The sequence below is a fragment of the Promicromonospora sp. CA-289599 genome (assembly GCF_050936155.1).
Taxonomy (GTDB): Bacteria; Actinomycetota; Actinomycetes; order Actinomycetales; family Cellulomonadaceae; genus Promicromonospora.
In genome coordinates this window covers 4,289,027-4,308,514 of sequence record NZ_JBNJNI010000001.1, presented here as the reverse complement: position 1 = coordinate 4,308,514, position 19,488 = coordinate 4,289,027, and the positions used below count along the sequence as shown (strand labels likewise).

Sequence of the window (19,488 nt, the reverse complement as noted above, 5' to 3'; positions counted from 1 at the left end):
TAACCAATACCTATCACTCAGGGAGACCAGCATGTCAGCATTCCACGTCCCGGCGATCGACATCGCCCCCTACGTCACCGGCGGCACCGACGTGGAGCGGAGCGAGGTCGCCCGCCAGGTCGACGAGGCGGCCCGCACGGTCGGCTTCATGCAGGTCCTCGGGCACGGCATCCCGCTGGAGGCCTGGGCGCGCCTCGGCCGGGCCAGCGACCGCTTCTTCGAGCTGCCGCTGGAGGTGAAGAAGCAGTACCGCGCGCCGTCCGGGGTGAACCGCGGGTACAGCCCGCCACGGTCCGAGCGGCTCAGCCTCAGCCTGGGCGTGGAGAAGGCCGAGCGCATGAACGACTTCTTCGAGGCCTTCAACCTCGGCGCGTCCGCCGCCGACTACCCGCACGCCGACGTCGACCCCGACATGTACTCCGAGAACATCTGGCCCGCCGAGAGCGACACCTTCCAGGGCGACGTCGAGCTGTGGATGTCGCACGCCAGGTCGGTCGCCCGGGTCATGATGCGGGTCTTCGTCGACGCGCTCGGCCTGCCCGCCGGGTACTTCGACGCGTACACCGACCACTCGCTCGACGTCCTGCGCATGAACAACTACGCCCTTCCCGAGGGCGAGCGCGTCGAGCTCGACGGTGACCTCATCGGCATGGGCGAGCACACGGACTTCGGCATCGTCACGCTGCTGTGGGCCGACGACGTGAAGGGCCTCCAGGTGCTCGGCGACGACGGCGGCTGGAACGACGTCTCCCCGCTGCCCGGCGCGCTGCTCGTGAACCTCGGCGACCTGACCGCGCGGTGGACCAACGAGCGCTGGAAGTCGACGCTGCACCGCGTGAAGCCGCCGGTGATCGGCGGCCGCATCAAGCGGCGCCGCTCCGCCGCGTTCTTCTTCGACGGCAACGTCGACGCCGTCATCACGACGCTTCCCGGGTGCGTCGCCGTGGGCGAGACCGAGCTCTACGGGCCGATCACCGTGGGCGAGCACATCGAGGCCAAGCTCAACGGCTCGCGCGGCCTCGTGAACAACACGACCGGCACCGAACGCGAGGCGGAGCGGGTCCTGACCAGCCGCTACTGAGCTCGGGCTGGTCAGGACCCGCAAACCGCTGGTCGAGCTTGTCGAGACCTGATGAGGTCTCGACAAGCTCGACCGACGGAAGGGGGTCTAGCCGCAGTGCTCGTTCAGCTCGAAGTTGTGCACCACCGTCGTGCCCTTGATGATGCGCGCGTTCTTCGACTCCGGCGGGTACCCCGTCGCCGAGCTGAGCAGCGACAGCCGGTTGTTCGAGATCCCCATCCAGCGCGCGTAGCCGCCGTCCGGACCGGTGACGAGCGTGACGTCGTACTCGGACCCGTCGATGACCACGAACGCTCCCTCGAGCGGGACCGTCTCGTCGTCACAGGTGACACCCGTGACCGTGCCGGCGATCTTGCCCCAGTTGGCGGGCGGGGTCACCTTGAGCGAGACCTGCGTCCGCGGCTCGTCGTACGGCGTGCTGCCGTTGGCCACGACGGCCGACGTGTAGGTACCCGGCTGATCGACACGGCTGCTGTCCATGGCCACCTGCACCGTCGCGGACGCGCCCGGGTTCAGCCTGAACGACGGCGGCTGGACGTCGAGCCACGGCACCTCGACCGTGGTCTCACCGGTCACGTTCAGCACCGTGTGCATATCCGGGAAACCCACCTCCGCCGTCGGGGCCGGCTCGGCGTTGCCGCAGGCCTCGCTGGCGATGTACGACGGCGCGGTCTCCGGCTCGGCGTTCGAGCCGATGAAGAACACGCCGCCCGCGTGCCCCACGACCTCGACCACTAGCGTGCTGCCCGCCGGTGCGACACCGGTGACCGGCACGTCCACCATCGTGAGCCGCTGGGGCTCCAGGGTGACGTCGGACGAACCCAGCAGGGTCAAGTTGTCGTAGACGAGGTCCCCGTCGAGCTCGTACAGGTTGACCGTCACATCGGCGGCCGACTCGACGGTCTCCACACCGAAGGACACGTTGGTCACGGAGAACTCGCCCTCGATGTCGAAGTCCTTCAGGGTGAACGTCCGCAACCACTGCGTCTGCTCACCGATGCACGCCGCCGAGTTGTCGGGCGCGATGTCCTGCGACGAGGAGTGCGTGATGGTCGTCCCGTCCGCGAGGAGCGACGGCGGCGCGGCGGGCGTCACCGCCGGGCCCCCCTTCGTCCCGTTGCGAGCCAGCCGGTCGCCACCCTTCGACGTCCCGCTCTTCCCCGCGACACCGGCCTTGTCCGACGGCGCGGCCGTGCCCACCTCGGTCGTCTCGCCGACGGCCCCCTTGATGACGCCGGAGGCGCTCGTCGACCCGAGGATCTCGAAGTCGGACGACGCGGGCGCTACCTCGACGTTCGCGGGCGCGGTGCCGTCGTTCGTCACGGTGAAGCTGCCCGACCTGCTGCCACCCATCCGGACCTCGCGGGAGATCGTCTCCGGCGCGACCGTCAGGAGCGGGGCCGCGAGCCGCACGCCCTTGCGGACGACGGCGTCGGCGACGACCGTCACCGACGCCTTCTTCGCCTTGTAATCCTTGGCCGCGAACCGGATCTCCCGCTCGCCGACCTTCGGCGAGAACAGCGAGTAGTACCCGCGCCCCACCTTGGGGTTCTCCGGATCCAGCGTCCTCGTGCTCTGCTTCCCGGCCGTCACCGTCGCGCCGTTGACGCCGTCACCGGTGTTAAGGTCCTTGACGAACCCGGCGACGAGGCCACCGGCGACCGGCAGGCACGCGCCGAGAGAGACGTTGTCGACCTGCCACCAGGCGGACCACTCGGCGACGCCGTAGTGGAACTGGACCCGCACGTCGGGCTCGCCGCCCGCGCCCGGGAGGGCGACGATCGCGCGCCCTTCGGCATCGGAGGTCTGGTGCAGCGCCGTCTCCCAGGTCTCACCACCGTCGATGCTGACGTTGACGTCGGCGGACTCGCCGCTGAACGCCAAGAAGCTCTGGTCGAACGTCAGGAGCGGCTCCTCGACGTCGGACAGGTCGTAGGACCGGGACGTGAGCGTCGTGTCCTGCACCCCGCCATCGCCGTAGCCATCGCTGTTCACCTCGGCGAACAGCCCCTCGCCGCCGGTCATGTTGCCGTACCCGAAGGCGTCGTCGAACGTCCAGACCTGCTCGGTGCCCGCCAGGTCCTCGACGGTCCACCCGTCGGGCACGTCGCCGGACTCGAACTCCTCGGTCCCGGTGCCCGCCCCGGTCATGGCGTAACCCGGGGCCGTGCACTCGCCGAGCACTGGCGGCGCGACGTCGGCCGACGCCGGCCCCGTGCCCACCTCGACGGCCTGCGTGAACGTGGCGTACCCGGTCACTCCCGGCTCGACCACCAGCGTGTGCGTGGTCGACTGCGGCAGCTTGAACGAGTACTTCCCCGTGAACGGGTTGGTCCACGCGACGACGCTGCTGGGCGCGCCCTGCACGGTGACCTTGGCGTCGAGCGGCCAGCCGTGCCCGGAGCCGTCGGTGACGGTGCCGCTCACGGTGGTGGTCGGTGCGGCCTCCAGGCTGAGGTCCACCGTGGTCGTCTCGTCCTCGACGATGTCGGCCTGCGCCGTCGCGTCCAGGAACCCGAAGGCCGAGGCGGTCAGGTCGTACGAGCCCTCCTCCAGGCCCAGGCGGTAGGCGCCCTCGGCGTCAGTGGTGTCGGATCGCTCGCCGGCGGTGACGCGCACCCCGGCGACGGGCTCGCCGTCCGGCCCCGTCACGGTGCCGGCGAGGAAGCCGTAGCCGTCGATCGGCGCGTTGCTGACCAGAGCCTGCACGTCCAGCTTGCCCTCGCCCCAGACGTTGTTGTCGGCGGGGGTGCCGCCACAGGTGTCGTCGGCGACGTCGGTGGACGTCCCGTCCAGGAGCTCCTTGGTCGCCTCGATGTCGCCGACCAGGACCGGAGCCGCGCTCCACAGCAGCGCCACCGCGCCCGCGAGGTGCGGGGACGCCATGGACGTACCGCTGAAGACGGCGTAGTCGCCACCAGGTACGGAGGACCGCACCTCGTCACCGGGTGCCGACAGGTTCGGCTTGGTCTCGCCGTCCGCGCCCGGGCCGCGCGAGGAGAACTCGGCGATGTCGCCGCTCTCGCCGAACGCGCCCGCCGCGTAGGTCGCGACGTTGGCCCCGGGGGACGACGTCGACTGACAGCCGGCCTCGCCCGCGTTGCCCGCGGCCCACGCGCCGAAGATGCCCGCGGCTTCCCAGGCGGCGATCTCCTCGGACATGAAGTCGTCGATGGCGCCAGGCTGTACCTGGCCCCAGGAGTTGTTCACGACGTGCGGGCGCTGCGACGGGTCGGGGTCCGAGCCGTCCGCCCGCGTCGGGGCGAGGATCCACTGCCCGGAGGCGAGCAGGTCCGCGTCCGAGCAGGAGGCACAGCCGTTGGCCGCGATCCAGTCGGCGTCCGGCGCGACGCCGATCTGGTTGCCCTCGCCGTCGTCACCCACCATGGTGCCCATGACGTGGGTGCCGTGGGCGTCGATGTCGCAGGGCGCGCCGTCGCAGTCACCGCTGGCATCGAACCAGTTGTAGTCGTTGCTGAGCCCCTCCTCGCCGAGGTAGCCGCGGTAGTGCTGCAGCAGGGCGGGGTGCTCGACGTCGACGCCGGAGTCGATGTTGGCCACGGTGATCCCGTCGCCGGTGAACCCCATGTCCCACACGTCGGGGGCGCCGATGGCGTCGAGGCCCCACTCGGTGGCGAGCGGCGCGTTCTTGGTCGGCGCCTCGCGCTCGACGGGCTCGATGCGCTGTGCGGCGAACCGCTCGTGCACCTGCTTGACCTCGCGGCTGGCGGCGACCTGCTTCGCCAGCTTCTCGGTGCCGTCCTCGACGAGGATCGCGTTGCTGATCCAGTAGGACTCGTAGTCGGCGCCCGCTGCCTCGAGGTCGGCGACGACGTCGGCCTGCGACGCCTTCGCCGTGCTGGTCAGGGCGTCGTAGACGAACTGGCCGCGCTCGCCCCAGTCGGCGATGTCCTTGGCCGGTGCCAGGTCAGGGGTATCGGCGAACCGGATCCAGAAGTCGGCGGTCTCTCGGGTCTCGAGCCGGCTCTGCACGGCCGGCGTGATCTTGTCCGCCGCGCGCTCCGGGACGTCGGTGGTGAGGGCGGGCGTGATCTCGGTCGGTGTCGGTGTGCTCGCGAGCGCGGGTGTCACGCTCACCCCTGTTGCCAAGAGAACGCCGACCGCTGCGAGAGCGATCGGCGTTCGGCGGTGCGGCATGCGACTGTGCATTCTTGCCTCCGGGGTGCAAGCGCCCCGTGAGGGACGCGACCACTGGCCCACGAACGTGTGCCGGGGTCCACTTTGGGAGGAGAGGGGCTAAAAGGGCAACGAAAGTCGGCAGATGGGTCGCCCGAGAATCCCGCCTGGATCTACGGCCTCCGCCGATGTCAGGCGACGATGTAGCGAGTGTCCCCGATGGTGACTTCGACGCTCAGCGTGCCGCCCAACGCCTGCGCGTAACGTCGCAGCGTGTCCAGACGGGTCGATTCCGCGCCGCCGGACTCGATCTGGGAGACACGGTTCTGCCCCACGTGCATCCGCACGGCGAGCTCGGCCTGCGTCAGTTCCTGTTGGGTGCGCAATTCCCTCAGCTGCCAAGCCCTCTGCCGTGCGAGCAGCCGCTCCTCCGCGGCAGCCACCTTCTCCGGATCGACCGGGCGGGCCCGGTCCAGGTCGTCAAGGCTCCTGGTCATCGCTCCCCTCCTGTTCCAGCTCCGCCGTCGTCACTCTTCTTCAATGTCTCAAGATGACTGTCGTAGCGGTCGTCTGCCAGCGGTATCGCCGACCTGTACCAATCCTGCCATCGCCCAGCCTTGTCTCCGCCGACCAGCAGGATCGCCGACCTCGCTGGGTCGAACGCAAACAGGACCCGAAGTTCGCTACGGCCCGCAGATCCGGGTCGTAGCTCCTTCATGTTCTTGTGCCGGGATCCGGTCACGGTATCGACCAAGGGCCGACCGAGCTGCGGACCTCGATCACGCAGCATGTTGATCGCAGCTCGCACTTGAACGAACGACTCCTCCTCCAGACCGGTCAACCACTCGAATCACCGCCTCGTCGAACTCCACATCCCAAGACACTATATCAGGATATCTTGATGTACTGATAGGCGCTCGTTGAGATGCGTCGAGCTCAGGCCCGTTCAGACTCCACCGGCTCCTGTCGCACGCCGTCGACCGCCGGCGTCACCCGCCGCCCGACGGCGACCGCCATCGCGATGATCCCGAGACATCCCGCCACCACCACGCCGATGAAGCCGCCCGCCCAACCGCGTTCCAGCAGGAGTCCCGCGACCACGGGGCCGGCGATCGTACCCGCCTGGAAGGCCCCGGAGCTGATCGCGTTGTACCGGCCCCGCAGGTGGGCCGGCGCCATGTCGTTCGTCAGCGAGGGCAGCACGGACTGCATGAGGGTCTCCCCCAGCCCGAAGAAGCCGTGGAACACCAGGACGATGACGACGGCGGCGGTGCCGCCCGGCACGAGGCCGGCCACGCCGAGCAGCAGCCACGCCGTCGCCCACACCACGGCCATGACCGCGAGCACCCGGGTGCGGCGCCGGCCGCTGACGCGGTTCATCACCCAGAACTGGAGCGCCACGATCACCACCGTGTTGACCACGAACGCGAAGCCGATCGTGCGGGTCGACACCTCCGCCACCAGGCGTGCGAAGGCGGGGAACCCGCCCTCCATCTGGCCGTATCCCACGAACGCCGCGAGCAGCCCCAGCCCGGACAGCCAGAGCACCTCGGGCCGGCGCAGGATGCTGAGGTAGCCCTCGGCCGCGCTGCCGGCGCCGTCGTCGGCTGGCCGGTCGACCCGGCCGTGCAGGTGCCGCAGCGGCCCCAGGAGCACGACCACGGGAACGACGAACGTCGCCGCGTTCACCAGGAACGCCATCACGAAGGTCTCGGGCCGCTCGACGTCGACCACGAGCCCGCCGACCACGCCGCCCACACCGACACCGAGGTTGAGCAGCGCGAAGTTCACGCCGTAGTACCGCTGACGCAGGTCGCCGTCGACGACGGTGGCGACGAGCGCGTTGACCGAGGGCCACCCGACACCGAGCTGCACCCCGAAGAGGGCCAGCCCGAGCGCGGCGACCGCCGGAACCGTCGCGAACGCGAGCACCGCGTATCCGGCGACGGCGAAGAACAGGCCCGTGAGCATGACCCTCCGGGCGCCGTACCGGTCGACGAGGGCTCCGGCCGGACCGGTGACGAGCAGGCCGACCACCGCGATCAGGCCCATGAGCGTGCCGGACAGGCCGAGCGAGAAGCCGCGCACCTCGTGCAGGTAGATGATCGTGAACGGCAGCGTCAGACCACGGCCGAAGAACTGCACGATCACCGTGGACAGGAGCCAGCGGCCGTCGTGGGGCAGCTCCGACCAGAACTCGAGGGCGCCGGAGCGTGGAGAGGATGTCACCGGCTGATTCTCGCCCGGGCGGCGGTAGGGCGACTAGCGGATTTCGGACGCTGTGGCGTTCCCGACATCCGCACCGTCGGGGCCCTGGAACTACCGGTCAGGCGTGCGCGAGCAGCTTCAGCGCGACGACCCCGACGGCGAGCGCCGCGAGCACGCCCAGCGCCAGGATCCGCGCGGGCCAGGGCAGCGCGGTGCGGCGGACGCCGAGCCAGGCGATGACCACGAGGGTCCCGATCAGCACGCCGACGCCGACCCGGAGCGCCGTCGTCACCTCCCACCACCCGACCCCCGCCGCGAGCAGGGCGAGCAGCGGGAACACGATGGTCACGAGGGCACCGCCGCTCGTCCGGGTCATGGCGCCCAGGTGCTTCCGGTCCGGGAACCCGCCGTGCGCGGCGAGGTGCGCGATGAGCTCGGCGAGCCAGGCGGCGGCAACCGTGCCGACGGCGGTGATGGTCAGCGAGCCGGCGGCGGTCCCGGCGGTGAGCCCGTGGGCGTGGGCCAGCAGCGTGAGGATGACGGCGAGCGCGGCGAACGTGACGTAGACGCGCTCGCGGAGCCGCTCGGCGAAGCTTTCCTTCTCGTCCTCGCTGAGCTCACTGAGCGCGGAGAGGTCTGGGTGCGAGGGACGGCGGGGCTGGCTCATGGGTTCATCTTCGCCTTTCCGGCTTCCTCCCCGCGCTGGTGGCCGCGGCGCGCGTCCCGGTCGAAGATGCCGATGATCTCGCACGGCCCGCCCTCCGCACCGATGGCGTGCGGCAGCATCGTCGGGAACTCCGCGGCCTGGTTGGTCTCGATGCGGATGCGCCGGTTGCCGAGCAGCAGGGTCGCGGTGCCGGAGATGACGACGAGCCACTCGCGGCCCGGGTGGGCGCGCATGCGCGCGGGGTTGTCGGGCGCCGGGCTGGTCATCCGCTGCCGGACGACGCTCATCCCGGGCTCGGCCTTGATCGACCAGCGCATCCCGCCGTGCGAGCCGTCGATCGTCGGACTGATGATGACGTCCTCCGTGTCCGTCTCGACGAGCTGGTCCAGCGACGTGTCGAGCGCTCGCGCCAGCGTGACGAGCTGGTCCAGGGCCAGGCGCCGCTGGCCGTTCTCGATGCGGCTGAGGGTCGACTGGCTGACGCGCGCGCGGGTGGCCAGCTCCTCCAGGGACCAGCCCTGCGCGACCCGCAGGGCGCGGATACGTTTGCGCACCAGGCTGTCCAGCTCACCAGTTTCTTGCGTCATAGGCAAGATCCTATGCCTTCTCCGCAAGCGGGGGCTAGCGTCGTTCGTGTCCGGCCCACCACCCGGGGCCGCACCACGAAAGGGAAATGAGACATGCCTGCAACCAGCTCCACGCCCGCCGGAGAACTGCCGGACGAGACCGTCGACGCCGTGGTGATCGGCGGCGGCGCGGCCGGGCTGAACGGCGCGCTGATGCTCGCCCGGTCCCGCCGCTCGGTCGTCGTGGTCGACAGCGGCACCCCGCGCAACGCGCCCGCCGAGGGCGTGCACGGGCTGCTCGGCCTGGATGGCACTCCCCCGGCCGAGCTGCTGGAACGCGGCCGGTCCGAGGTCCGCGCCTACGGCGGCACGGTGCTCTCCGGCGAGGTGATCAAGGCGGCCCCGGCCCATCCGTCCGCCGGCGGCGACCCGCGCTTCACGGTCACCCTGGCCGACGGCGCCACGCTGCGCGCCCGCCGCCTCCTGGTCGCCACCGGCCTGCGCGACGTGCTGCCCGCCGTCCCCGGCCTCGCCGAGCACTGGGGCCGCGGCCTGGTGCACTGCCCGTACTGCCACGGCTGGGAGGTGCGCGACGAGCCGATCGGTGTGCTGGCGGCCAGCCCGATGTCCGTGCACCAGGCGCTGCTGTTCCGCCAGCTCACCGATGATCTCGTCTACTTCACGCGCGGCACCGCCCTCGACGACGACGCGCGCGCCCGCTTCGCGGCCCGCGGCATCCGCGTCGTCGACACCCCCGTCGCCGAGGTGGTAGCGGCGGACGACGGCGGCATCGCGGGCGTCCGGCTCGACGACGGGCAGCTCGTGGCCCGGAGCGTGCTCACCGTCGCGACCACCATGCTGCCGCGCGTCGAGGGTCTGGAGGACCTCGGGCTGCCGCTGCAGGACCTGCCGAACGGGATGGGCCGCCACGTCGTGACCGGCACGGCCGGGACCACCGAGGTGCCCGGCGTGTGGGTGGCCGGCAACACCGCGGACCCGTCCGCGCAGGTCGGGGCGTCCGCCGCGGCAGGAGCCCTGGCCGGCGCCCACATCAACGCCGACCTGGTCACCGCCGACACGACGGCGGCCCTCGCATGACCGGCCCCGACGCCCGCCAGCGGCGCACCATCCTGATCGCCGTCTGCATCGCGCTGATGGCCGTCATCGCGTCCGTGTCCGGGCTCAACGTCGCACAGCCCGACCTCGCGATCACCTTCGACGTCTCGCAGGGCACCGTCCTGTGGATGATCAACATCTACACGCTCGGCCTGGCCGCCCTCCTGCTGCCGCTCGGGGCGATCGGCGACCGGTTCGGTCGCAAGCCCATGCTCGTCGCCGGCCTGGCCGTGTTCGGTGCGGCGAACGTGGTGGCCGCCCTGGCGCCGTCGGCCGAGATCATGCTGGCCGCTCGCCTGGCCGGCGGAGTGGGCGCGGCGATGATCATGCCCATCACGCTCGCCGTCATCACCTCCACCTTTCCCCCGGCGGAGCGGAGCCAGGCGATCGGCGTGTGGACCGGCGTCGCGGGCGGTGGCGGCATCATCGGCATGTTCCTCTCGGCCGCCCTCGTCGACCTCGTGACGTGGCGGTGGCTGTTCGCCCTGCCCGTCGTGCTCGTCGTCATCGCGCTCGTCATGGCGCTGCGGTCCGTGCCCAACTCACGCGAGACGTCCGGGCACCCCTTCGACACGGTCGGCGCCCTGACGTCGGTCGTCGCCATGGTGGGCCTGATCTTCGTGCTGCAGGAAGGGCCCGAACGCGGCTGGACCGCGCCGCTCACCCTGCTCGGACTGGTCGTCGGGGTCGCCGCAGCGGTGTCCTTCGTGGCCTGGGAGCTGCGGCGCCGGGACGCCGCGCTGCTTGACGTGCGGCTGTTCGGCGAGCGCTCGCTGGCCGGCGGCTCGATCACGCTGCTGGTGGTGTTCGGGGTGCAGGCGGGCATCTTCGTGGTGCTGTTCCCGTTCCTCCAGGCCGTCCTCGGCTGGTCGGCGCTGGTGTCCACCCTCGCGATGATGCCGATGGCCGTCCTGATGATGGTCGCCTCCGGCCTTGCCCCGCGGCTGGCCCAGCGGGTCGGCCCCCGGGTCACCATGGCGGCGGGAATCCTCCTGGCGGGTGCCGGGCTGGCGCTCATGGCCTCGGTCCTCTCGGTCGGCGGCGGCTACCCGTCGATCCTGCCCGGCATGCTCACCATGGGCCTCGGCATGGGCCTGTCGATGACGCCCTCGACGGAGGCCATCACCAGCGCGCTGCCCCGGGAACGGCAGGGGGTCGCGTCCGCGCTCAACGACGTCACCCGCGAGCTCGGGACCGCGCTCGGCATCGCCCTGCTCGGCGCGCTCCTGTCGGCGGGCTACCGCGGCGCCATCGACGCACGACTCGACGGCGTTCCCGACGGCGCCGCCGACGCCGCTCGGCAGGGCGTGGCCAACGCGCTCGACGCCGCGGCGGACGCCGGCCCGCGGGCGCCGGAGCTGGTCCGAGCCGCCCAGGAGTCGTTCGTCGAGGGCTGGCAGAGCGCGATGTGGGCGGGCGTCGTCGTCATGGCCGTCTTGTTCGTCTACGTGCTGGTCCGCGGGCCCCGGTCGCCGTCGGACACTCCTGTGGGCACGCCCACGGACGAACCGGAGCCGGCCCGGGCGTCCGCCGGATAGCCCCCAGGCAGAGAAAAGCCGGTGGGCTCACGCAGTGATCTGCGGGAGCCCACCGGCTCGTTCACGGTCGGACGGGTGACGTCCGAGAGGGCGATGTCAGTCGCAGGCGTCGCAGCGGCCCGTGGCGGGCAGCTGCATGTAGCAGCCCGGGCAGCTCGCCGGGGCGGCGTCGGGCGCGTGCGCGAAGGTGTTGGTCTGCGTACCCGAGAATCCGGCCATCAGGATGCGCTTGTACCCGCCGCCGGCCTGCTGGATGTCGACGAAGCCCTTGTTGAAGAAGGCGGTCGCCTCCTGACCGGGGCCGGGCGAGACCGCGACGTAGGAGCGGGACGACGGGATCCAGATGCGGGCCTTGTCGAGGCCTTCGGCCATCTCGCGCATGACCGGCCGGTGCACCGCCGGGATGGGCAGCGCCTCGAGAGCAGCCTCGAACGTGTCGAACTCATCGCGGCTCGTACCGGTGAGGGCCACGAGGCAGGTCTTGCACACCTTGAACTTCTGCCTGTCGAGCTCGGTCGCGGGCTGAAGAGCGGCCAGGCGATCCTCCGACAGGTGCTGGCAGTCCCTGCCGTGCAGGACCTTGCCGTATGGAACCCGGAAGAGAAGCTCTACCGGGATCTCTGCTCCTGCCACCGCAGGGCTCTCGCTGGTCGTAGTCACTCATCAAGTATCGCTGCTGAAAGTAGCCTGTGGGGCCGCCCGGGTGAACTAATCCTCGATGGCGCTCTTCACGAGCTCGAAATTCACCCACACGGCCGTGCGCGCGACCTACCAGGGCAGCTCGCCGCTCTCGTCCTGGAGGGTTCCTGTCGGACCGTCCGGGCCGATCGTCGCGAGCCGCACCACCACCCTGGCGCTCTCCTCTGGCGGCCGGCCGATCCCGAAGGCGGCGGTCATGTCTGTCGCGGTGGCACCCGGCTCCAGGGCGTTGAACTTGATGCCCGGCTCGGACCTCGCGTAGTGCACGGTCAGCATGGTGGCCGCCGCCTTGGACGCGGAGTAGAGCGCGAGCGGCAGGCCGAACTCCGGCCGGTCCGGGTTGGTCACCGCCCAGAACGAGCCCATGCTGCTGGAGACGGTCACCACCACGGGGTTCGAGGACTTCCGCAGCAGGGGCAGCGCGGCCTCCGTGACCCGGACCACGCCTACCGCGTTGGTGTCGAAGGCGCGCAGGGCCGCGGGACCGTCGACGGCCCCGTCCGCCAGGATGCCGGCGTTGTGCACCAGGACGTCGAGCACGCCCTCGTCCGCGCCGACGACGGCGAGCGCCGCGCGCACCGAGGCGTCGTCGGTCACGTCGAGCTGGACGAACCGCGCGCCGAGCGTCGCGGCGGCCTTCTCGCCTCGCTCGACGTCGCGCGCGCCGATGTAGACGGTGTGGCCGAGCTCCAGCAGCTGCTTGGCGGTCTCGAACCCGAGGCCCTTGTTCGCCCCGGTGATCAGTGCGACGGTCATGTGTGCGTCCTCCCGAAATATGCGGCCCGAGCGGGCCGTTGAGAACGCTATGGACGCCCACCTCGTGGAACCAGAGCCCTCTCCAGCCCGGGGTGCGGCAGGACCCCCTCTGCCCGGCTCGCACGGCCTGCCCGGCTCGCCGGGCGCGAAGCGCGGCGGCACGAGCGGGAACGCCCTTGGCGAGTACCTGCGCGCCCGCCGTGAGCTGGTCACTCCCCAGCAGGCGGGCATCCCGGACGCCGGCAGACGGCGGGTGCCCGGGCTGCGGCGCGAGGAGGTCGCGCTGCTCGCCGGCATCAGCGCCGACTACTACCTGCGGCTGGAGCGTGGCCGCGACCGCAACCCGTCGGCGCAGGTCCTCGATTCGGTCGCCCGCGTGCTGCGCCTGGACGACGAGCACGTCGCCCACCTGCGGACCCTGGTCGCCGAGCCCATCCGGCCGCGTGGGCGCCGGCCGCGCGCCGAGGTCCCCCCGGCCGGCGCGCTCAAGCTCCTCGACTCCCTCGTCCAGCCGGCCTTCATCGAGAGCCGGTACTTCGACGTCCTGGCGTCGAACGGTCCGGCCAGAGCGCTCGACCCGCGCCTCGACGTGGGCGGCAACCAGCTCCGGGACCTGTTCCTGGACCCGTCCGAGCAGGCCCTGTACCCGGAGTGGCAGAACGTCACCGAGTGCTTCGTCGCGAACCTGCGGCAGGCGGTGGGCAACGACGTCGACGACCCGCGCTTCGTCGAGCTCACCGGGGAGCTCATGCTGGCGAGCCCACGGTTCCGCCAGCTCTGGGCGCGGCACGAGGTGCGAGGGCAGCGCGGGACACCGATCCGGCTCGACCACCCGCAGGTCGGCGAGCTCGTCCTCAACCGGGAGCGGCTGGAGATCGGCGGTGCGGAGGGCTTGATGCTCGTCGTCTATCACCCGGACCGCGGGTCCGGCGACGCGGACAAGCTGGCCCTCCTGGCTTCGGCGGAGCTACCCACCCGGCAACCGCACCCCGCCGTCAGCTAGGAGCGGGCCTTTCGCTCAGGCCGCCGACAGCGTGGAGAGCGCGCGGCCCATCTCGGCGTTGAACTCCTCCGGCGCCAGCGGCAGCCGGGCCTTGACGTCCCGGCTCCACTGGTCGGCGAGCACCTCCGCGGAGCCCGCCTGGACACCGTCGAGCGCAGCATCGGCCAGGTCCGACGGCGCGAGCTTGGCCACCGGCCAGCCGGACGACATGTCGGTGTCCGCGAGGCCCAGGTGGACGGCGGTCACGAGCGTGCCCTGCTCGGCGAGCTCCAGCCGCACACCGTTGGTCATGGCCCACGCGGCGGCCTTGGTCAGGTGGTAGGTGTTGGCGCCGTTGACCCCGAACCACGACATCGCGGAGAGCACATTGACGATCGCGCCCCCGCCGTTCCGGGCGAGGGTCGGTGCGAGCTCCCGGATCAGGCCGAGCGGGCCGAGCAGGTTGGTCTCCAGCTCCAGCCGGACCCCGTCCATCGAACCGGTCACGAGGTCGGTCCCCGTCTGGATCCCCGCGTTGTTGACGAGCAGCGAGACGTCGGAGGCTGCCGCGGCCGCCGCCCGCACGGAGTCGGGGTCGGTGACGTCGAGAGCGAGCACCTCCACGCCGGGCAGGTCCACGGTCTCGGGGCGGCGGGCCGTGGCGTAGACCTTGCGCGCACCCCGTTCGAGGAGACGCTGGGCGAAGGCGCGGCCCAGACCGCGGTTGGCTCCGGTGACGAGGGCTACCGAGTTGTTGATGTCCATGCCGGGAACGCTAGAACCTGACGTTGACGTCAGGGTCAAGCGCTGCTGTCTCAGCGACGCCTGTCCGTCGTCCGGTGACGGTGCCGCAGCCACCAGGTCAGAGCCCCACTGAGGGCCAGCAGGCCGGCGACCACCGCCACCATGCCACCCGCTCCGAGCACGTCCATGCCGTCCACCAGCGAGCGCTGGACGCGCCTCCCCGCCGTGATGACCGGGTCGTCCAGTGCGCCGTCGCGCAGCACCCGGATCTCGTACCAGCCGTAGTAGGCCACGTACGCGCCGGCGACCAGCAGGAGTCCGCCGCCCAGCCGCGGGACGATCCGGCCGGCCTCTCGCAGCCACGCCACCACCGCCGTCTGGGCCAGTGCGACCGCGAGCGACACCGCCATGATCACCAGGCCCATGCCCAACGCGTAGGCGCCGAACACCGCAAGCCCTCCGGCGACCGACTCCGCCCGGAAGCTCGCGACCACCGTCGCGAGGAACGGCGCGATGGTGCAGCTCAGCGAGGCGGTCGCGTAGGCGACGCCGAACATGGCCATCGACGACGCCGACCGGTTGAGCGTCGGCCGCTTGACCCCGGCGATCCTCAGGCCGGGCAGGTCACGTCCGGCCAGCAACCACGCACCCAGCCCGACCAGCAGCACCCCGAGAGCCACCGTGAACCACGGCAGGTACCGCTGCACCGCACCGACACCGGTGACGAGCGTGAGCAGCAGCCCGAAGGCTCCGAACACCGCGGCGAACCCCGCCGTCATGGCCAGGGCGAAGGCGAGCGCGCGCCGGATCGCCACCGCGCGGCCGGGCGCCTCCTTGCCCATGACCAGCATCGACGCGTACGCGGGCAGCATCGCGAACCCGCAGGGATTCACCACGGCGACCATCCCTGCCACCAACGCCAGCCCGAGGGGCAGCCCGTCCATGCCCTCAGCCGGCCAGCTCGGCGACGCGGCCGGCCAGCTCGTCCGGCTCCAGGTGCCCGGTGTAGGTGACGACGCCGTTCTCGTCGAGCAGGGCGAACGTGCTCTGCTCGGTGATCCCGAACTGCCGCCACACCGCGCCCTCCTCGTCGTCGAGGTGGGTCAGGCCGTCGGTGCGGGTCATCTCGATGAAGTCGGCCATCGCTGCGGACTCGTCGAGGCCGGCGACGCCGACGATGTTCACCGCGTCGCCGTGCTGCTCGGCGAGGTCGAGCACCTGCGGGGACTGGGAGACACACGTGGGGCACCACGGCGCCCAGAACCAGAGCACGGTGGGCCGACCGGCCAGGTCCGCCGCGGCGAAGTCCGCACCGTCGACGGTGGTCGCGGTGAACGTGAGCGCCGAACCCGTCTCCGGCTCGGCGGCTTCGGGTCCAGGGCTCGACGGTCCAGGGCTCGACGCCTCCGTGGCGACCGCGTCGTCCGTCGTCGGCGAGCGGTCGGTGCTCGCGCAACCGGCCAGCACCAACGAGCCTGATGCCACCACGGCGACCAGCACCGTTCGGACCCGCATCACGCTATGACGAATCACGACGACCCACTCCGTCCAGGCTCGGTACCGGCACGCGGAAGGTGCCCGTTACCGCAACGATGGCCCACCGGTCGTGCCGCGTACAGGGAAGAACGCCGTACGGCGCACCCTGTAAGGACGACGTAAGGGTGGCTCACTCCGGGCGGGTCAGCGACTCCCGCCCGGAGCGAGCCGTCACGCGTCGAGGACGACGGCGATGACCACCGGTTCCCGTCGCGAGCTGCGGGCGAGCGACCGTGCGACGGTCTTCGCGATGATCTCCTCGAGCTGGTCGCCAGCGGTGGTCTTGTTCCGCGTGGCGTCCGCGAGCGCCTTCTCGACGGCGCGCGAGGCGTTGTCGAGGCTGTCCTGGCCGTGCACGGAGCCGCGGTGGAGGTACTCGAGGGGTTCGGCGAGCTCGGCGGTCCCGGAGCGGAGGAACGCCAGGACGGTCAGGACGCCTGCCGCGCTGAGCTTGCGCCGGTCGGCGAGGGTGTCCTCGGTGACGTGGCCGACGGTCTGGCCGTCGACGTAGACGAGGTCGTTCTCCACCTGGCCGACGATGCGCGCGACGCCGTCGACCAGGTCGACGACCACGCCGTCGCGGACGATCAGGACGTTGTCCGCGGGAACGCCGGTGCGCTCCGCCAGGGCGCCGTTGGCGCGCAGGTGCTTGGGCTCGCCGTGGACCGGCATGACGTTGCGCGGGCGCAGGATGTTGTAGCAGTAGACGAGCTCGCCCGCGCTCGCGTGCCCGGAGACGTGGACCCGGGCGTTGCCCTTGTGCACCACGTTCGCGCCCAGGTCGGTGAGCTTGTTGATGATGCCGTAGATGGCGCTCTCGTTGCCCGGGATCAGGGAGCTGGCGAGCAGGACGGTGTCGCCGTCGCTGATGCGGACCTCGTGGGTCTCGTTGGCCATCCGGGCCAGGGCCGCCATGGGTTCGCCCTGCGAGCCGGTGCAGATGAGCGTCACCTTGTTCGGCGGCAGGTTGCGGGTCTTGGCGTAGTCGATCACCAGGCCGCGGGGCACGGTGAGGTAGCCGAGCTCACGCGCGATGCGCATGTTGCGCACCATGGACCGGCCGACGAACGCGACCTTGCGGCCGCGGGCGTCCGAGGCGTCCAGGACCTGCTGGATGCGGTGGACGTGGCTGGCGAAGCTGGAGACGATGACGCGGCCCGGCGTCGTCGTGAAGACCTGGTCGATCGCGGGGGTCAGCTCGGTCTCGGAGATGGTGAAGCCAGGGATCTCCGCGTTGGTGGAGTCCACCAGCAGCAGGTCCAGCCCTTCCTCGCCCAGGCGGCCGAAGGCGCGCAGGTCCGTCAGGCGCCCGTCGAGCGGGAACTGGTCCATCCGGAAGTCACCGGTGTGCAGGACGACGCCGTCGACGGTCCGGATCACGACGGCGAGACCGTCGGGGATGGAGTGGTTGACGGCGATGAACTCGAGGGCGAACGGGCCCGCCGCGTGGCGGCCTCCGGCCTCGACGTGCACGAGCACGGGCTTGATGTTGTGCTCGGTGAGCTTGGCGGACAGGAACGCGAGCGTGAGCTGCGAGCCGACGACGGGGATGTCCGGCCGCTGCTTGAGCAGGTAGGGCACGCCGCCGATGTGGTCCTCGTGCCCGTGGGTGAGCACGATGGCCTCGATGTCGTCGAGGCGGCTCTCGAGGCTCGTGAAGTCGGGCAGGATGACGTCGATACCGGGCTGGGTGTCCTCGGGGAAGAGGACCCCGCAGTCGACGACGAGCAGCTTGCCGGCGTGCTCGAAGACCGTCATGTTGCGGCCGATCTCGCCGATGCCGCCGAGCGGCGTGATGCGCAGGCCCTGCGACGGTGCGACGGGCGGGCGACTGAGGTCTCGTGGTGCGGTATGCATGTGGTGTCCCTCCGGAACAGGTTGGCTGCCGATGAGCTCGGGCTCCTCGTGGCGTGGATGACCGCCAGGACGGAACAGAGCTCACCGGGTCAGGCCGCAGGTGCGGCGCTGTGGGTACTGCTGTGGTCTGTGGTCAGTGGCCCTTGGTGGTCACTGCGGCTCGCCCTCTACGGCGTACGCACGGGTGCTGTCGGCAGCCTCGAGGGCCGGGCGCCTGGACAGGACCGGGTACGTCGGAAGGGCTGAATGACACGCAGAAATGTTCCTTCGGGCTCTGAGGTGGCGACGATCTCCTGGCAGAGGCGGAGGTGCGCGGGCTCGATCCTATCCGCCGACGGCGTCCCTCACGCCTTGCCCAGTCCGTCCGGGTCCCGGAGCATGTGCGACTCGACGAGCTCGTGCCGCCGGAAGTAGGTCGTCGCCACGGCCTGGATCGTCGCTGCGACGGGCAGCGCGAGGAACGCGCCGAGCACCCCGAAGACCGCGCCGAACGCCAGCACCACCAGCAGGCTGACCGCGGCGTTCATCTCAAGCGCACGGGCGGACACCTTCGGCGCCAGGTACAGGTTCTCGAACTGCTGGTAGCCGATGACGAAGGCGAGCACGCCCAGCGCCTGGGGCCAGCCCTGCGCCGTCAGCGCCACCATGGTGGGCAGCGCGCCACCGAGGTAGGCGCCGATGGTCGGCACGAACTGCGAGACCACCCCGACGAAGACGGCCAGCGGTACCGCGTACGGCGTCTGCAGGATCGCGAGGAACACGAAGGTGACCACCGTCGAGACCGCCGCGAGCACCACGCGGGAACCGATGTAGTCGGACACCTTGCCCTGGGTGACCTCCCACAGGTGCAGCATCTCCTGCTGCCGCGCCGGCGTCAGCCAGCCGCACACCGCCGCACGGAAGCGCGGCCCGGCCGCCAGCAGGTAGTAGGAGACCAGCAGGATCGTCAGGGTCGCGAGCAGCCCACCCACCACGGTGGTGCCCACCAGCAGCGCCCCGGACGCGACGTCCTCGCCGAACCGGTCGAACGCCTGCCGGATCAGGTTCTCGGACTCGGGGATCTCGATGCCGAAGCGCTCGGCGACGAAGCCCTGCAGGCCCTCGTAGAGCCGCGGGACCGACTGCGCGAGCTCGACGAGCTGCTGCACGAACAGGTTGCCGAACAGCGCCATCAGCACGATCACCACGAGGAGCGACCCGAGCAGCGTGACCGCGGCGGCCAGCCCGCGGCGCCACCCCTGCCGCACCAGCCAGACGGTGCCGGGTTCGAGGGCCAGCGCGATGAAGACCGCGATGAGCACGTTGACGAAGAGCCCCTGCAGGGACCCCATCGCGTTCCACGCGAAGATGGCGACGAACACCGTCACCACGGCCATGAACAGCGCACGGGGCAGCCAACGCGGCGGGCGCGGGGAGTCGGGCGCGCCGGGCGGCGGGACCGGCTGGTCGGTCGTAGGCAGTCCGGGTCGGGTCGGCACGTCCGAGCCGGTAGCGCCGGTCTCGGACGAGCTGGGCGACGTCATGCCAAGACCGTAGTACCCGGCACTTCGACAGGCCACCGTACCCGGGGACTGTTATCACGCCCCGTCACGCCGTGCTGT

17 protein-coding genes are annotated in these 19,488 nt (G+C 71.1%); 4 read left to right on the top strand and 13 right to left on the bottom strand.

Annotation, left to right across the window (positions count from 1 at the left end; genetic code table 11):
• Positions 1–31 precede the first annotated feature (31 nt).
• Positions 32–1,081: an isopenicillin N synthase family dioxygenase gene (locus ACQEVI_RS19160; RefSeq protein WP_432901692.1), complete on the top strand. Its 1,050-nt coding sequence runs from the start codon at positions 32–34 to the stop codon at positions 1,079–1,081.
• Between the two features lie 87 nt (positions 1,082–1,168).
• On the opposite strand, the gene ACQEVI_RS19155 is transcribed toward ACQEVI_RS19160, so the two are convergent.
• The 6 genes from ACQEVI_RS19155 to ACQEVI_RS19130 all read right to left on the bottom strand — a co-directional run bounded on the left by ACQEVI_RS19155 (position 1,169) and on the right by ACQEVI_RS19130 (position 8,680).
• Positions 1,169–5,173 carry a S8 family serine peptidase gene (locus tag ACQEVI_RS19155; RefSeq protein WP_432901690.1) on the bottom strand — a complete coding sequence of 1,335 codons (4,005 nt, stop codon included), beginning with the start codon at positions 5,171–5,173 and terminating at the stop codon, positions 1,169–1,171.
• A 236-nt stretch (positions 5,174–5,409) separates the two neighbouring features.
• Positions 5,410–5,715 (bottom strand): helix-turn-helix domain-containing protein, encoded by a 306-nt coding sequence (locus ACQEVI_RS19150; RefSeq protein WP_432901688.1) that lies wholly within the window; start codon positions 5,713–5,715, stop codon positions 5,410–5,412.
• Entirely contained in the window at positions 5,712–6,059 is a 348-nt protein-coding gene (locus ACQEVI_RS19145) for a type II toxin-antitoxin system RelE/ParE family toxin (protein WP_432901686.1), read from the bottom strand. Before ACQEVI_RS19145 ends, ACQEVI_RS19150 begins: the two co-directional genes overlap by 4 nt.
• A 95-nt stretch (positions 6,060–6,154) precedes the next feature.
• Positions 6,155–7,447: an MFS transporter gene (locus ACQEVI_RS19140; RefSeq protein ID WP_432901684.1), complete on the bottom strand. Its 1,293-nt coding sequence runs from the start codon at positions 7,445–7,447 to the stop codon at positions 6,155–6,157.
• 97 nt (positions 7,448–7,544) lie between these two features.
• Positions 7,545–8,093 (bottom strand): hypothetical protein, encoded by a 549-nt coding sequence (locus ACQEVI_RS19135; RefSeq protein ID WP_432901682.1) that lies wholly within the window; start codon positions 8,091–8,093, stop codon positions 7,545–7,547.
• On the bottom strand, positions 8,090–8,680 hold the full coding sequence (locus ACQEVI_RS19130; RefSeq protein ID WP_432901679.1) for a helix-turn-helix domain-containing protein: 591 nt from the start codon (positions 8,678–8,680) through the stop codon (positions 8,090–8,092). The genes ACQEVI_RS19135 and ACQEVI_RS19130 overlap by 4 nt, the downstream gene beginning before the upstream one ends.
• Positions 8,681–8,773: 93 nt before the next feature.
• On the opposite strand from ACQEVI_RS19130, the gene ACQEVI_RS19125 reads away from it, so the two are divergent.
• The gene (locus ACQEVI_RS19125; protein ID WP_432901676.1) at positions 8,774–9,757 is read left to right on the top strand and encodes an NAD(P)/FAD-dependent oxidoreductase; all 984 of its coding nucleotides are present in this window, start codon (positions 8,774–8,776) and stop codon (positions 9,755–9,757) included.
• Entirely contained in the window at positions 9,754–11,313 is a 1,560-nt protein-coding gene (locus ACQEVI_RS19120; RefSeq protein ID WP_432901674.1) for an MFS transporter, read from the top strand. The genes ACQEVI_RS19125 and ACQEVI_RS19120 overlap by 4 nt, the downstream gene beginning before the upstream one ends.
• Positions 11,314–11,409: 96 nt before the next feature.
• Here ACQEVI_RS19120 and ACQEVI_RS19115 read toward each other — a convergent pair whose 3' ends face one another.
• Both ACQEVI_RS19115 and ACQEVI_RS19110 read right to left on the bottom strand, forming a co-directional pair.
• A complete protein-coding gene (locus ACQEVI_RS19115; RefSeq protein ID WP_432901671.1) occupies positions 11,410–11,973 on the bottom strand; it encodes a hypothetical protein in 564 nt (187 codons plus the stop codon).
• A 108-nt stretch (positions 11,974–12,081) separates the two neighbouring features.
• A complete protein-coding gene (locus tag ACQEVI_RS19110) occupies positions 12,082–12,768 on the bottom strand; it encodes an SDR family NAD(P)-dependent oxidoreductase (protein ID WP_432901669.1) in 687 nt (228 codons plus the stop codon).
• A gap of 49 nt (positions 12,769–12,817) precedes the next feature.
• On the opposite strand from ACQEVI_RS19110, the gene ACQEVI_RS19105 reads away from it, so the two are divergent.
• Positions 12,818–13,771, top strand: coding sequence for a helix-turn-helix transcriptional regulator (locus ACQEVI_RS19105; protein WP_432901667.1), 954 nt, complete (start codon positions 12,818–12,820; stop codon positions 13,769–13,771).
• Between the two features lie 15 nt (positions 13,772–13,786).
• Here ACQEVI_RS19105 and ACQEVI_RS19100 read toward each other — a convergent pair whose 3' ends face one another.
• The 5 genes from ACQEVI_RS19100 to ACQEVI_RS19080 form a co-directional block, all read right to left on the bottom strand.
• On the bottom strand, positions 13,787–14,515 hold the full coding sequence (locus tag ACQEVI_RS19100) for an SDR family oxidoreductase (protein ID WP_432901665.1): 729 nt from the start codon (positions 14,513–14,515) through the stop codon (positions 13,787–13,789).
• Between the two features lie 50 nt (positions 14,516–14,565).
• Positions 14,566–15,438, bottom strand: coding sequence for a cytochrome c biogenesis CcdA family protein (locus tag ACQEVI_RS19095; RefSeq protein ID WP_432901663.1), 873 nt, complete (start codon positions 15,436–15,438; stop codon positions 14,566–14,568).
• Between the two features lie 4 nt (positions 15,439–15,442).
• Complete coding sequence (locus ACQEVI_RS19090; RefSeq protein ID WP_432901661.1) at positions 15,443–16,009, bottom strand: TlpA family protein disulfide reductase; 567 nt, start codon at positions 16,007–16,009, stop codon at positions 15,443–15,445.
• Positions 16,010–16,201: 192 nt separating this feature from the next.
• Positions 16,202–17,887 (bottom strand): ribonuclease J, encoded by a 1,686-nt coding sequence (locus ACQEVI_RS19085; RefSeq protein WP_432901659.1) that lies wholly within the window; start codon positions 17,885–17,887, stop codon positions 16,202–16,204.
• Positions 17,888–18,231: 344 nt separating this feature from the next.
• On the bottom strand, positions 18,232–19,410 hold the full coding sequence (locus ACQEVI_RS19080) for an AI-2E family transporter (protein ID WP_432901656.1): 1,179 nt from the start codon (positions 19,408–19,410) through the stop codon (positions 18,232–18,234).
• Positions 19,411–19,488: the final 78 nt, after the last annotated feature.

What these genes read in the sequence shown, in the direction of transcription:
- ACQEVI_RS19160 (WP_432901692.1), top strand. Translation starts at nt 32, where the DNA reads ATGTCAGCATTCCACGTCCCGGCGATCGACATCGCCCCCTACGTCACC.
- ACQEVI_RS19150 (WP_432901688.1), bottom strand. Translation starts at nt 5,715, where the DNA reads ATGACCAGGAGCCTTGACGACCTGGACCGGGCCCGCCCGGTCGATCCG.
- ACQEVI_RS19135 (WP_432901682.1), bottom strand. Translation starts at nt 8,093, where the DNA reads ATGAGCCAGCCCCGCCGTCCCTCGCACCCAGACCTCTCCGCGCTCAGT.
- ACQEVI_RS19130 (WP_432901679.1), bottom strand. Translation starts at nt 8,680, where the DNA reads ATGACGCAAGAAACTGGTGAGCTGGACAGCCTGGTGCGCAAACGTATC.
- ACQEVI_RS19125 (WP_432901676.1), top strand. Translation starts at nt 8,774, where the DNA reads ATGCCTGCAACCAGCTCCACGCCCGCCGGAGAACTGCCGGACGAGACC.
- ACQEVI_RS19120 (WP_432901674.1), top strand. Translation starts at nt 9,754, where the DNA reads ATGACCGGCCCCGACGCCCGCCAGCGGCGCACCATCCTGATCGCCGTC.
- ACQEVI_RS19110 (WP_432901669.1), bottom strand. Translation starts at nt 12,768, where the DNA reads ATGACCGTCGCACTGATCACCGGGGCGAACAAGGGCCTCGGGTTCGAG.
- ACQEVI_RS19105 (WP_432901667.1), top strand. Translation starts at nt 12,818, where the DNA reads ATGGACGCCCACCTCGTGGAACCAGAGCCCTCTCCAGCCCGGGGTGCG.
- ACQEVI_RS19100 (WP_432901665.1), bottom strand. Translation starts at nt 14,515, where the DNA reads ATGGACATCAACAACTCGGTAGCCCTCGTCACCGGAGCCAACCGCGGT.
- ACQEVI_RS19095 (WP_432901663.1), bottom strand. Translation starts at nt 15,438, where the DNA reads ATGGACGGGCTGCCCCTCGGGCTGGCGTTGGTGGCAGGGATGGTCGCC.
- ACQEVI_RS19090 (WP_432901661.1), bottom strand. Translation starts at nt 16,009, where the DNA reads ATGCGGGTCCGAACGGTGCTGGTCGCCGTGGTGGCATCAGGCTCGTTG.
- ACQEVI_RS19085 (WP_432901659.1), bottom strand. Translation starts at nt 17,887, where the DNA reads ATGCATACCGCACCACGAGACCTCAGTCGCCCGCCCGTCGCACCGTCG.
- ACQEVI_RS19080 (WP_432901656.1), bottom strand. Translation starts at nt 19,410, where the DNA reads ATGACGTCGCCCAGCTCGTCCGAGACCGGCGCTACCGGCTCGGACGTG.